Source organism: Rhodothermales bacterium (assembly GCA_034439735.1).
Lineage (GTDB): Bacteria > Bacteroidota > Rhodothermia > Rhodothermales > JAHQVL01 > JAWKNW01.
In genome coordinates this window covers 1-13,354 of sequence record JAWXAX010000174.1, presented here as the reverse complement: position 1 = coordinate 13,354, position 13,354 = coordinate 1, and the positions used below count along the sequence as shown (strand labels likewise).

Below are 13,354 nucleotides of genomic sequence, written 5' to 3'. Positions count from 1 at the left end.
GGTGGGATAAACGCCCAGTGCGGTTTATAGACGGCGCCCTGGGCAATCCAGGCGCGGACGGTTTCGATCTGGAGGGGTGTGAGTTCGTAGTGGGAGTCGACCGGTGGCATCCGCTCCTCCGGGTCCGTGGCGGTGAGGCGGTACATGACCTGGCTGCCGGCGGGGTCGCCCGCGACAATAGCAAAGCCGCTATCCCGCGGGGCATAGGCGCCCTCGGGGGTGTCGAGTCGCAATTCGGCTTCCCGGCTCGCGGCGTCGGGGCCGTGGCAGGTGTAACAGTTTTGGGAGAGGATGGGGCGGATGTGAAAGTTGAAGTCGATCTCGCCCAGGGCGGCTACCTGCTCCGCGGGCGAGGGGGCGCCGGCGGGTCCGCAGCCGGCGAGGAGGAGAAGAAGAAGGAGGTATGGGCGGAGGGTGTGCATGGAAGTCGATTCGGTGATCCCCCAAAAAACGAAATGCGTCGCGGATTGACAACGTCAACTCACTGTCATCCTCATAACAGCCGTTACGCGTTGAACGTTTTTTCGTTATGCGTTTGGTTTTAGAGTCGCCCTTCGCGGCCTCAATGGGTGTATCAATATCATAAACCTTCAACGCGAAAACGTGCAACGCGTAACGTCACCTCATAACTTGCCAAGCTCTTTGAGACGTTGAACGAGGCTTTCCAGCGGAATCGTCGGCTCCTCTTCCCGATCAGCGATGGCATTCACATCTTCCAGATCCTCAGCGAGCATCAGGCGAACAGCCTCGTCGACGAGGTCGGAAACGGATCGGTTGGACTGGAGAGATCTCAGGCGGAGTACCGCATGAACCTCCGGGTCGAACGAGATGATGGTGCGTTTCATTCATGGATGAGATATGAAGGGATTGACAGCGATCAATTCGCTTGATCAGGAGAATCGAATGGGTGCGTAGAGAGGATGTCGAGTACGTGCTGTTTTAGCTCCGGGAGGCGGTTTTCGATGACGTTCCAGACGGAATCCAGGTTCACTCCGAAATAATCGTGGATCAGCACGTCTCTCAATCCGGCAATGCGACTCCATGGGATGTCTGGGTAGGTCGCTCTCAGGTTCGGAGGTAGATTCTTGACTGCATCTCCAATGATTTCAAGATTGCGCACGGTTGCATCCTGCATCATTTTGTTCGCCATGAAGGAATCGCGCCCTCAGCAGTGTACTGCTCAATCCATACAATGGCATCTAAGATATGCCGCAGAAATACATGCGCGGGTTTCATAGTGGGATCGCCTGAGCCAGGATCCGGTCGCGGAGGTAAGGACTCAGTCCACTCTCTTCAACGACATCTACAGCGTGGCCGACGAGTGCTTCTAGATCTTGTTTGATCGCGATCAAGTCGAATAAGTCGCGTCCAGGCTCAAGTTCGACCAGCAAGTCGATATCGCTGGTGTCGGTAGCCGCACCCGTAGCACGCGATCCAAACAGCCTGATCCGAATCGCACCGTTGTATCGCGCGATACGGCGAATCTCATTCGAAAAACGTGCGAGTATGGGATCGTTAATGGGCATCATCCCCTTGCTCTGCGATGGTATTTAGTGTGGCGCTTTCCTCAGCGCTAACGATTCCTTCTAGTAGAAGTTCGGAACCTACCTGTTGAAGAGATCCTTTGGACTCAAGGGCAATTCCCTGCTTTTTCCTACAGTTCCAGGCACGCCGCCGCCGCCTCATCCATCCACCATACCAGTTCCCCACCGGCCGGCTGCACACGACTCGCCGGGCACTCCGCCACGCCGCCCGGTTTGCCAAACACACAGGCTAGTGCCGGGGCTTTGTCGGCGCTGGCGACGAGGAAAAAGACGTTGCGCGCCCGGTTGATCGCCGGGAACGTGAGCGTGATCCGCTGGCGGGGATCGACGGGCGCGGGGGCGGCCACGACGGTGCGTGTGGTCTCCGCGAGGGCGGGCGAACCCGGGAACAGGGAGGCCGTGTGGCCGTCGTCTCCGAGGCCGAGAAGCACCAGGTCGAGCCGGCCGGAGTCGGGCACCAGGAGGGTGTCGATCGTGGCGGCGTAGGCGGCCGCGTCGGCGGCGGGGTCGCCGGTGATGGGGGTCGGGTAGATGTGATCCGGGAGGAGCGGGACGCGCTCCAGCAACGCCTCGCGGGCCATGCGGAAGTTGCTTTTGGGATGATCGAGCGGGACGTGGCGCTCATCCCCCCAGATCAAATGGACTCGTTCCCAGGGGATGTCGTCGCGAATGTCGGTGGCCAGGATCTCGTACAGCCGATGGGGCGTGCTCCCGCCGGCCATGGCGATCGTGCACCGGCCGCGCTGGTCGACGGCATGGCGAATCAGCGCGGCCACGGCTTCGGCGGCGCGCCGGCTGAGGGTTTCTTTATCGGGGGAGACGTTTAAAGACATGGGTCTACTCGCTGGAAGCGACACCTCCCCATTCTGATATCGAATCCTCGATATCAGAAGTTGCCCCTCCTCGATCCGAGGAGGGGCCTTGTCAAGGAATCGGGCGCGCTATGTTATTGACTGACGTTACGCGGGGCCTGCAAGGAGACGCAAAATTTTGCGTCTCTACGGTTTGAAAACCGGCATTTTTACCCGTTTCTGGTCGTCACTCCGTAACGTCACTTATTGAATCTAACCTGCCAACCTGCCAACCTGCCAACCTGCAACCTGCCAACCATCTCACCCCGTCACCCACCGATGACCGTATTCGGCGAGCAGCTGGTGGACTTCCTGTGGGCCCCAGTCGCCGCTTTCGTAGCCGTACCGGGGGATCGGCAGCTCGAGGAGCGGTTCGTAGAGACGCCAGGCGGCCTCGACCTCGTCGGCGCGGACGAACAGCGTCTGGTCGTTCGTGATCACGTCGTTGAGCAGCGTCTCGTAGCCGTCTGGCAAGGGACCAAACTTATCCGAGTAGCGGAATTTGAGCGCCTGGCGCTGGAGGTTCATGCCCTGGCCAGGCTGCTTGACGTCGAAGTAGAGCACGAACCCCTCGTCTGGCTGGAGCGTCATGACCAGCGTGTTCGAGTGGAGATGGCAGCCCTCGAACGTCTGGAACAGCGACACCGGGGGCATCTTGAAGTTCACGATGATCTGGGTGACCCGTTTGCGCAGCCGCTTACCGGTGCGGAGGTAGAAGGGCACGCCTTCCCAGCGCCAGTTGTCGATGTGGAGCCGCAGGCCGACGAACGTTTCGGTCTTCGAGTCCTTCGCGACGCCGTCCTCCTCGTGGTAACCGAGCGTGGAATGGCCGTTATTCTGCGTGGCGTCGTATTGCCCGAAGATGACATCGCGCGCCCGGATCTTCTTGATCGAGCGGAGGACTTTCACCTTTTCGTCGCGGATGGCATCGGCCTCGAAGGCGGCCGGCGCCTCCATGGCCGTCAGCGTCAGGAGTTGCGTGAGGTGGTTCTGCATCATGTCTCGCATGGCGCCGGACTGATCGTAGTAGCCGGCGCGCGTCCCCACGCCGAGGTCTTCCGCCACCGTGATCTGCACATTCTCCACCCGGTCCCGATTCCATACCGACTCGAACATCGGGTTCGAGAACCGGAACGCGAGCAGGTTCTGGACGGTCTCTTTGCCCAGGTAGTGGTCGATGCGGTACACCTGCGTCTCCTTGAAGTGCGCGTGTACGGTAGCATTGAGTTCGCGGGCCGTTTCGAGGTCGTGCCCGAACGGCTTTTCGATCACGAGCCGCGTCCACCCCTGGCTGTCGTTCAGGCCGGATTCGCCGAGGCCAGCGATCGTCGACGGGAACGCCGTCGGGCCGAGCGCCAGGTAGAAAACCCGATTGCCGGGCAGGCCGTTTTCCGCCTCGATCGCCTCGATGCGGGCCCGGAGGGCCACAAAATCCTTGGCCTCGCCCTTCTGAATGCTCTGGAAATACAGGCATTCGTTGCACCAGCCGTTCGACTTTCCGTCCTGGGTTCCGATGAACTCATTCAGCGCCTCGGCGGCGAACTGGCGGTAGCTGACATCGTCATACTCCGTGCTACGCGCCACGCCCAGGATTTTGAATTGGCTGCCGAGCTGGTACTTGTTGGCCAGATGGTACAGCGCCGGCAACAGCTTGCGGCGCATGAGGTCGCCCGTTCCGCCAAAAACGACGAAGAGATGGGGTTCCGCGGAGGATCCGTTCATGAAGGTCGATTTGCTTGGGGATGAATGCGCTGTACGCCTTACACCGTCTTCTTAATGCTGTGGCCGCCGAATTTATTACGCATGGCGGAGAGGAGTTTCTCCGTATACCCTTCTTCCTCGCGCGAGCGGAGGCGCTGGAGGAGGGAGAGCGTGATGATCGGGGTCGAGAGGTTCTGGTCGATGGCTTCGAACACCGTCCAGCGGCCTTCGCCCGAGTCGGTCACGTAGGGCGCGATATCGTCCATCTCCGGGTTTTCGGCGAGGGCTTCGGCCGTGAGGTCGAGCAGCCAGGAGCGGACGACGCTGCCGTGGCGCCAGATCTCGGCGATCTGGGCAAGGTCGAGGCCGTAGTCGCTGCGTTTCCGCATGAGGGCGAAGCCTTCGGCGAAGGCCGCCATCATCCCGTATTCGATGCCGTTGTGGACCATCTTCACGAAGTGGCCGGAGCCGATCGGGCCGACGTGTCCCCAGCCTTTGTCCGAGGCGGGGGCGAGGGTTTCGAGGGCCGGCCGGAGCAGGGCGACGGCTGCGTCGCTACCGCCGACCATCATGCTATAGCCTTCCTTGAGGCCCCATACGCCGCCGCTGGTGCCGACATCCACGAAGTGGAGACCGCGCGCTTCGACGCTGGCGCCGAGTTCCATCGTGCCCTTGAAGTTGCTGTTGCCGCCGTCGATGATGAGGTCGCCCGGCGAGAGGCGGTCGGCCAGGGCCTGCACCGTGCTCTCGGTCGCCTTACCGGCTGGCACCATGACCCATACGACGCGCGGCGCCTTCATCTTGGCGACGACTTCGTCGAGCGTGCGCGCGCCGACGGCGCCGGCGGCTTCAGCTTTGCGGACAGCGTCGTCGTTGAGATCGAACGCGACGACGTTATGGCCGTCGTTCAAGAGGCGCACCGTCATATTGGCGCCCATCTTGCCCAGGCCGATCATGGCTATTTGCATGGTTTTTTTGGTGACTTCCATAAGGCTTTCGAGGGGAACGGAGAGTGGGGATAAAAATTAGTGATCTATCGGTATGCGTCGGGGTTCCTGGAGCAGGATATCGACCACGCCGGCGAGTAGTTTGGGGTCGTGAATGAGGCGTTCGGCAGGCAGTAGGCCGGCCTTGTTGAGCCGGTCCTTCGTGAACGGGGTACTTACGGCCACCACCGCCATGCCGGCGGCTAGGCCGGCTTCGACGCCAGCGACGGAGTCCTCGATGACGAGGCACTCCTCGGGCCGGCGGTCGAGCTGTTCTGCAACGAGGAGGTAGATCTCTGGATCCGGCTTGGTTACTCGGACATCTTCGTGCGTCGCGATCGCGTCAAAGCAGTCGGCAATATCGAGCACGTCGAGTACGCGGTCGACCTGCTGTCGGTGCGACATCGTCGCGAGGCCGATCGCGCATCCTTTTTTGATGACGTGCCGCAGCAGGGCCATGGTGTGCGGCCAGATGTTGTTGCGAATCATCAAGGGGTCCGCCAGCATCTCTTCGTAGATGCGGAGGCGGACCGTCAGGTACGCATCGAGCGGCGACGTGGCTCCGGTCTCGACGGCCAGCTTGTGCGCGCCGGACTCGAGCCCGAATCGTCGCATGAGCATCTCGCCGACTTCCTGTCTGGACCGGCCGACAACGTCCTTGAAGGCTTCGATTATTTCCTCTTCGTTCACTGTCGCCTCCGAGATGGCGACGGCGGCGCGGGCGTACGAATAGGCTTTGAGGCGCTCGGTTTGAACGAGTGTCCCATCGAGATCGAAGATAACGGCAGTTCGGTGCGACATGCGTCGGACGCCCTTTGCGTCCATACCCTGATGAACGATTCTCCGACGGCTGGACGCCGTTTCAGGCGCCATTTCGTCGGGCAGAGGAGCCGGATAAAGCTTCGGCCGATGGGGCGGTTACTTAAACACCGCCGGGTTCAGGGTTCAATGTTCAGGGTAGGGCGCGTAATTCAAGAGATGCTCGGAACCCCGGACCCGGAACCCCATGAATCCAGAAGTTTATGTTTCGGTTGCAGCTTTCGGGCGGGTGCAACATATTTAATGCCCCGACTCTTCCCATCACACCCTACGACCATGCAGCGTACACTCCTTATTTTCTGCGGTTTCCTGCTCGCCGGTATCGCATCCCCACACGCCGGTTTCGCGCAGGCCGTGCCCGACCTCAGCGCATGGGACGTGCACGACCTCGATCGTCCCCAACCGCCTATCGTCCAGACCGGCGCTGGCCAGGCGCAACCCATTCTGCCGCCCTCGGACGCCATCGTGCTCTTCGACGGGGCGAACCTGGATGGGTGGGTGAGCCAGAAAGACGGCCGACCGGCGCGCTGGAAGGTCGAAAACGGCTACTTTGAGGTGGTCGACGGCGCCGGCGGCATCGAAACGACACGGGGCTTCGGCGACGTGCAGCTCCACGTCGAGTGGGCCAGCCCGAACCCGCCAAAGGGGGAGGGGCAGGACAACGGCAACAGCGGCGTCTTCCTGATGAACCAGTATGAGGTGCAGGTGCTCAATTCCTACGGAAATAAGACCTACCCGGATGGCCAGGCTTCCGCGCTCTACGGGCAGTATCCGCCGCTCGTAAACGCCACGCGCCCACCTGGCGAATGGCAGGTCTACGACATCGTTTTCCGCCGGCCCCGCTTCGCGGCCGACGGTTCCCTGTTGACGCCGGCGCGGGTTACCGTCATCCACAATGGCGTGCTGGTGCAGGATAACGTCGTGTTGACCGGGCCGACCGGGCACCACGCCCGGCCGCCGTACGAGGCGCACGAAGATCAATTGCCGATCTCGCTGCAGGACCACGATCATCCCGTTCGCTTCCGGAATATCTGGCTCCGGGAGCTGGGGAATAACGATTAGCGAATAACGATTAGCGAATAACGATTAGCGAATAACGATTAGCGAATAACGATTTGCGGTTTAAACGATTTTCGTTCATCCGAATCCAGCGTATGGCCTTCACTGCATTGAATCGAAAACCCATCGTCCTTGCCGGCGGCGCGGCGGTCCTGGCGCTGCTGGCGTTCGGGCCGCTGCGGAACTGGCTGGCCAGTCCGGAGCCGGTGGCGTTTAACGACGAAATCCGCCCGATCCTGAACGAGAATTGCCTCGCGTGCCACGGCGGCGTCAAGCAGGCCGGCGAGTTCAGCCTGCTGTTCGAGGAGGAGGCGTTTCAACCGAACAAATCCGGCAAGCCGGCCATCGTCCGCGGGCATGCGGATTCCAGTGAGCTGGTCGTCCGCCTACTGCATGCGGATCCCGAAGAACGCATGCCCTTCGAACACCCACCGCTGGCGGACGAGGACATCACGCTGCTCAAGCGCTGGATCGAAGAGGGCGCCACCTGGGAGACGCACTGGGCGTACGTTCCGCCAACGCCGGCCGGCCCTCCTGACCCCCGCAACGCTTCGTGGGCCCGCACGGGTATCGACCGTTTCATCCTCGCTCGTCTCGAAGCGGAAGGGTTGCGACCTTCGCCCGAGGCCGACTGCTCGGCCCTCCTGCGACGCGTCAGCCTGGACCTGACGGGCCTGCCGCCCACGCCGGCCGAGGCGGACGCCTTCTGCGCGGACCGTTCCTCCGATGCCTACGAGCGCGTGGTGGATCGCCTCCTGGCCAGTGCACACTACGGCGAACGCTGGGCCGCCATGTGGATGGACCTCGCGCGGTACGCGGATTCCAAGGGCTACGAAAAGGATGACCACCGCTCCATCTGGAAATACCGCGACTGGCTGATCGACGCGTTTAACGCGGACATGCCGTTTGACCAGTTTACGATCGAGCAACTCGCCGGCGACCTGCTCCCCGCCCCCTCAGAGTCCCAACTTCTGGCCACCGCCTTCCATCGCAACACGATGAACAACGACGAAGGCGGCACCGACGACGAGGAGTTTCGCACGGCCGCGGTGATCGACCGGGTGAACACGACCTGGGAAGTGTGGATGGGCACCACCATGGCCTGCGTCCAGTGCCACAGCCATCCGTACGACGCCTTCCGCCATGAGGACTATTATACGTCTCTGGCGTTCTTCAACAACACGGCCGATCGCGACCAGCCAGACGAGGCGCCGACGCTCGGCACCTTCGCGGATTCGGTGGAGGGCACGCTGGCCGGTCTGATCGACGCCGTGATGGCTGCCGAGAAGACCGCGCCGCTGCCTGATAACGCCCTCTGGGCCGATCGCCGCGAGCACGCGTTGTATCCGGATGGCCGGCTCATCGCCGGCGACGCGGATTCAAGCCAGGGCGTCTCGCCTGAAGGCACGTTCATTATTTCGATCCAGCACGGCGGATTCGTGGTGTTCGAAGACGTGGAGGTGTCCGGGAAGGACGCCCTTTCGCTCAGCTATTCGTCGGCCGGTCAGGGAGGATATGTCGATGTGCGCCTCGACCGGCCCGATGGCCCGTCGCTGGGGCGTTTTCTTCTCGAGCCCACCAACGGATGGGGAAACTACATCACCCTCCGGATGCCGCTCAGCCGGGCGGAGGGGACGCACGATCTCTATTTCCGCTTCGAGCGCCGCGCCGAGGGCAGCCTCTTCAACATCCACTGGTTCTACCTGCACGACGCCGTCGATCATCTGTCGTCGGCCGCCCGCGACACGCTCCTCCAGCAGCGCCTCGCCCTCGAAGCCCTGGCGCCGGAGGCGGATACTCCCATCCTGCGCGAGCTGGCCGGCGAGGCCAAGCGCACCACGCGAATCTTTAATCGGGGCAACTGGATGGATCCCGGCGAGGCCGTCGAACCCGCCGTGCCCGGCGCGTTGCCGGCGCTGCCCCCCGATGCGCCGCGCGACCGGCTCGGGCTGGCGCGGTGGATCGTGAGCGACACGAACCCGCTGACGGCCCGGGTCATCGTAAACCGGTTCTGGGAGCAGCTTTTCGGCCAGGGGATCGTCCCGACACTGGAGGATTTCGGCAGCCAGGGCGACCGGCCGAGCCATCCGGAATTGCTAGACTGGCTCGCGCTCGAGTTCATCCACACCCACGATTGGAGCGTGAAATCGCTTCTGAAGGCCATCGTGGTTTCGGCGGCCTATCGCCAGTCGTCGGACGTGACACCGGCGCTCATCGCCCGCGATCCCCAGAACACCCTGCTCGCGCGGGGACCGCGCGTGCGCCTCGCGGCCGAGGAGATCCGCGATCAGGCGCTGTTCGTCAGTGGCCTGCTGAGCGCTGAAATCGGAGGGCCGAGTGTCTATCCGTACCAACCGGACGGCATCTGGCGCGTTCCGTACAGTAATGCGAAGTGGGAGACCAGCGCCGGCGGCGATCAGCACCGCCGCGGCGTCTACACGTACTGGCGGCGATCGAGCCCCTACCCGTCGATGATCACCTTCGACAGCCCGAGCCGCGAGTTCTGCGTGTCCCGGCGGATTTCGACGAATACGCCGCTGCAGGCGCTGGTGACGCTGAACGACCCCGTGTATGTCGAGGCGGCGGAGTACCTCGCCGGCCGGATGAAATCCGAAGGCGGCGAAACCCTCGAAGCGCGGCTGCGGCATGGCTATCGTCTTGCTCTGGCGCGGGACCCGCTTCCCGACGAGCTGGCGGTACTTGTGGGGCTGTACAAGGACGCCTACTTTGAATTCGACGTCCCGTCGGCCGACGGCCCGGTGGAGGTAGGCCCCGTCAGCCGTCCGGACGATCCCGAGGTGGCCTCGCTGATGGTCGTCGCCAACGCGATTCTCAATCTGGACGCCTTCCTGACGAAGTCGTGATTGAATGCAAAATGCAAAATGCAAAAGGCAAAAGGTAAAGTGAATGCGAAAGTGATGGAAATCTCAAACGAAGCGCGCCACGCCTATTACCAGCATCTCACGCGCCGGCATTTTCTGCGCACGTGTACGACCGGCCTTGGCGCGGCCGCGCTGACGTCGCTGCTGGGCGGGGCTACGGGCTTCGCCCCGGGGACGATCGGCGCAGCAGACCCCCTCGCCCCACGGAGGCCTCATTTTCCGGGAAAGGCGAAACACGTCATCTTCCTGCACATGGCCGGCGCCCCGTCGCAGCTGGAGCTGTTCGATTTTAAGCCCGACCTCGCGAAGCTGAACGGCCAGCTCTGCCCGCCGTCGCTCCTGGAAGGGAAGCGGTTTGCGTTTATCAAGGGCGTCCCGAAGATGTTGGGACCTCAGGCCGAGTTCGCCCAGCACGGCGAGTCGAGGGCGTGGATCTCAAACCGGCTGCCGCATTTGCAGACCGTGGCGGACGAACTGACGTTCATGAAAGCGCTGCACACGGACCAGTTCAACCACGCGCCGGCCCAGCTCCTGCTGCATACGGGGTCCCCCCGGATGGGCCGGCCCAGCATGGGCTCGTGGATCACCTACGGACTCGGATCCGAAAACGCCAACCTGCCCGGGTATGTAGTGCTCGTTTCAGGCGCGAACGACCCGGACGCCGGCAAAAGCGCCTGGGGAAGCGGGTTCTTGCCCAGTGTCTTCCAGGGCGTCCAGTGCCGGTCGGAGGGGGATCCCGTGCTGTATCTGTCCGATCCTGACCCGATGAGTCGCGACCTGCGCCGGCGCTCGATCGATGCGATCAATGCGATCAATGAAATCCAGCACGACCAGGTGGGCGACCCCGAGATCCTCACCCGTATCGCCCAGTACGAGATGGCGTTCCGGATGCAGCTGTCCGTCCCGGAGGCGATGGACATCGGGCAGGAGCCGGAGTCCATCCATGCCCTGTACGGCACCGAGCCCGGCAAGGCGTCCTTCGCCAACAACTGCCTGCTCGCTCGCCGGCTCGTCGAACGCGGGGTGCGCTTCGTGCAGCTGTTTCACTGGGGATGGGATGCCCACGGCGCCGGCGCGAGCGAGGGCCTGCTGCATGGCTTCATCGACCGGTGCAACGAGACCGACCGCGCCACGACCGCGCTCCTGCTCGATCTCAAGCAACGCGGCCTGCTCGATGAAACCATCATCGTCTGGGGCGGCGAGTTCGGCCGGACGCCGATGCTCGAAAACCGATCGGGCCAGGACAACCCGTTTGTCGGCCGCGATCACCAGGGCGATGCCTTTACGATGTGGGCCGCCGGCGGCGGGTTTAAGGGTGGCTATACCCACGGAGAAACCGACGAGATCGGGTATGCCGGCGTCTCCGGTCGAATGAGCGTCCAGGACCTCCAGGCGACGATCCTGCACCAACTTGGGTTCGACCATACCAAACTCACCTATCCGTTCCAGGGGCGCGACTTCCGCCTCACGGACGTAAGCGGTGAGGTCGTTCAGGACCTACTTGCCTGACGCCCAGGTGATTCGATTTACTGCAGCCCGAAGATGTTTATCCACCAACCCACCTCCTCTCATGCGCTCCATGCTCCTTCTCCTCCTGGCCGTGGCCACGCTCCATTGCTCCCACGAGCCCATGCCGGCGCAGGCGCAGCAGGCGGCTGGTGAAATCGTGTTTACGAACGTAAACGTCCTCCCAATGGATAGCGAGCGCGTGCTGGCAGACCAGACCGTCGTCGTCCGCGGCGACCGGATCGTGGCGATCGGGCCGGCCGGCGAAACGGCCGTCCCCGGAGGGGCGCAGGTCATTGACGGGCGGGGCAAGTACTTGATGCCGGGCCTCGCCGAGATGCACGGGCACATCCCCCCGCCGTCGGACCCGCAGGCGTACACCGACGCGGTGTTGTTCATGTATGTCGCCAACGGCATCACCACCGTGCGTGGGATGTTAGGGCATGACGGGCAGCTTGAGATCAAACGGAAGGCCAACGCCGGCGAGATCGTCGCTCCGACCCTCTATCTGGCCGGCCCGAGCTTCAGCGGCGGGTCGATCAACTCGCCCGGCGAGGCCGAGGCTCGGGTCCGCCAGCAGAAGATGGAGGGATGGGATCTCCTGAAGGTGCATCCGGGGCTGACCCTGGAAGAGTACGATGCGATGGCCGAGACGGCGCGTGAAGTCGGGATTCGCTTTGGCGGCCACGTGCCGGATGCCGTCGGCCTCGCTCATGCCATCGAGATGGGGCAAGAGACATTCGACCATCTGGATGGCTATACGATCTTCATGGACGGGACGAGCCAGCCGGTGAGCGATGAGGCCCTGGCGGAAGCCGCTCAACTCACCGTCGACTCCGGCGCATGGGTGATCCCCACGATGGTCCTGTGGGAGGTGCTGTATGGGACGATCGATCTCGAGACCATGCGGAGCCTGCCCGAACTCACGTACATGCCTCCGGCGATGGTCGCGAGCTGGATTTCGACCCATGAGCAACGACTGGCCGACGCGAACCGAAACGCGGAGGCGGCCGAGCACCACATCGCAAACCGGATGAAACTACTCGCGGCGTTGAATGACGCCGGCGCGCGCATCCTCATGGGCACCGATGCTCCCCAGCAGTTCAGCGTGCCGGGCTTTTCGTTGCACAACGAACTCGAACGGATGGCCGAGGCCGGCATGTCGCCCTACGAGATCTATCGCACAGGCACGGCGAGTGTTGGCGATTATTTTGCCGATCAGGATACGTTTGGCCGGATAGCGTTGGGCCAGCGGGCGGATCTGGTGCTTGTCAATCAAAATCCGATGGACACTGTGCGTCACATCCGCGACCGGGCCGGCGTGATGGTGCGTGGCGTCTGGTTGTCGGAGGAGGCTATCCAACAGGAGCTGGCTGAAATCGAACGAACGGTGGGCAGCGGGTCGTGACGCACCGGGCTCTTTGGTAACACTGGCTTAATACATCATAATTGGCTCCGGTCTATTTTTAAGCGCCACGGCATCCCTCCAACGATGCTCCGGCCTGCATCATGATCGAATATTACCTGATTTTTGTCGTTGTATTGCTGCTCCTGGCGATCTTCGACCTCGTCGTAGGCGTCAGCAACGACGCTGTGAATTTTCTCAATTCCGCTATCGGGTCCAGGGTGGCCAGTTGGCGATCCATCATGATCGTCGCCAGCTTCGGCGTGTTCATAGGGGCGACCTTTTCGAGCGGACTGATGGAGGTCGCCCGCAGCGGAATCTTTAATCCCCAGTATTTCTCGCTGGCGGACGTGATGGTGCTGTTTGCGGCCGTCATGCTGGCCGATGTCGTCTTACTCGATACGTTTAACACGCTTGGGATGCCGACTTCGACGACGGTGTCGCTTGTGTTCGAGTTGCTCGGGGCGGCGTTTGTGGTGTCCCTCTTCAAGATCGCCGCCGCCGGCGCCGGCGCCGAGGCGCTCACCACCTACATCAACTCCGGGCGCGCTCTGGGCATCATCTCCGGGATTTTTGTGTCGGTGGGCATCGCCTTCGTCTG

The 13,354-nt window shown here is 62.5% G+C and carries 13 protein-coding genes; 5 read left to right on the top strand and 8 right to left on the bottom strand.

Annotation, left to right across the window (positions count from 1 at the left end; all coding sequences use genetic code 11):
- The 8 genes from SH809_13490 to SH809_13455 form a co-directional block, all read right to left on the bottom strand.
- On the bottom strand, positions 1-422 hold a 422-nt coding region (locus SH809_13490), incomplete at its 3' end, for a c-type cytochrome domain-containing protein (protein ID MDZ4700717.1).
- Between the two features lie 201 nt (positions 423-623).
- Complete coding sequence (locus tag SH809_13485) at positions 624-845, bottom strand: hypothetical protein (protein ID MDZ4700716.1); 222 nt, start codon at positions 843-845, stop codon at positions 624-626.
- A 32-nt stretch (positions 846-877) separates the two neighbouring features.
- Entirely contained in the window at positions 878-1,150 is a 273-nt protein-coding gene (locus SH809_13480) for a DUF86 domain-containing protein (GenBank protein ID MDZ4700715.1), read from the bottom strand.
- An 82-nt stretch (positions 1,151-1,232) separates the two neighbouring features.
- Complete coding sequence (locus SH809_13475; protein MDZ4700714.1) at positions 1,233-1,529, bottom strand: nucleotidyltransferase family protein; 297 nt, start codon at positions 1,527-1,529, stop codon at positions 1,233-1,235.
- Positions 1,530-1,654: 125 nt separating this feature from the next.
- Complete coding sequence (pgl, locus tag SH809_13470; GenBank protein ID MDZ4700713.1) at positions 1,655-2,377, bottom strand: 6-phosphogluconolactonase; 723 nt, start codon at positions 2,375-2,377, stop codon at positions 1,655-1,657.
- Between the two features lie 279 nt (positions 2,378-2,656).
- Entirely contained in the window at positions 2,657-4,117 is a 1,461-nt protein-coding gene (gene zwf, locus SH809_13465; protein MDZ4700712.1) for a glucose-6-phosphate dehydrogenase, read from the bottom strand.
- A gap of 38 nt (positions 4,118-4,155) precedes the next feature.
- Complete coding sequence (gene gnd, locus SH809_13460; GenBank protein MDZ4700711.1) at positions 4,156-5,085, bottom strand: decarboxylating 6-phosphogluconate dehydrogenase; 930 nt, start codon at positions 5,083-5,085, stop codon at positions 4,156-4,158.
- Between the two features lie 36 nt (positions 5,086-5,121).
- A complete protein-coding gene (locus tag SH809_13455) occupies positions 5,122-5,883 on the bottom strand; it encodes an HAD family phosphatase (GenBank protein MDZ4700710.1) in 762 nt (253 codons plus the stop codon).
- 294 nt (positions 5,884-6,177) lie between these two features.
- Here SH809_13455 and SH809_13450 point away from each other — a divergent pair, with 294 nt between their 5' ends.
- The 5 genes from SH809_13450 to SH809_13430 all read left to right on the top strand — a co-directional run.
- The gene (locus tag SH809_13450; GenBank protein MDZ4700709.1) at positions 6,178-6,963 is read left to right on the top strand and encodes a DUF1080 domain-containing protein; all 786 of its coding nucleotides are present in this window, start codon (positions 6,178-6,180) and stop codon (positions 6,961-6,963) included.
- Positions 6,964-7,055: 92 nt separating this feature from the next.
- Positions 7,056-9,824: a DUF1553 domain-containing protein gene (locus SH809_13445; GenBank protein MDZ4700708.1), complete on the top strand. Its 2,769-nt coding sequence runs from the start codon at positions 7,056-7,058 to the stop codon at positions 9,822-9,824.
- Positions 9,825-9,842: 18 nt separating this feature from the next.
- Positions 9,843-11,351 (top strand): DUF1501 domain-containing protein, encoded by a 1,509-nt coding sequence (locus SH809_13440; protein MDZ4700707.1) that lies wholly within the window; start codon positions 9,843-9,845, stop codon positions 11,349-11,351.
- A 61-nt stretch (positions 11,352-11,412) separates the two neighbouring features.
- A complete protein-coding gene (locus SH809_13435; GenBank protein ID MDZ4700706.1) occupies positions 11,413-12,756 on the top strand; it encodes an amidohydrolase family protein in 1,344 nt (447 codons plus the stop codon).
- A gap of 101 nt (positions 12,757-12,857) precedes the next feature.
- A partial coding sequence (locus SH809_13430; GenBank protein MDZ4700705.1) for an inorganic phosphate transporter occupies positions 12,858-13,354 on the top strand: 497 nt, incomplete at its 3' end.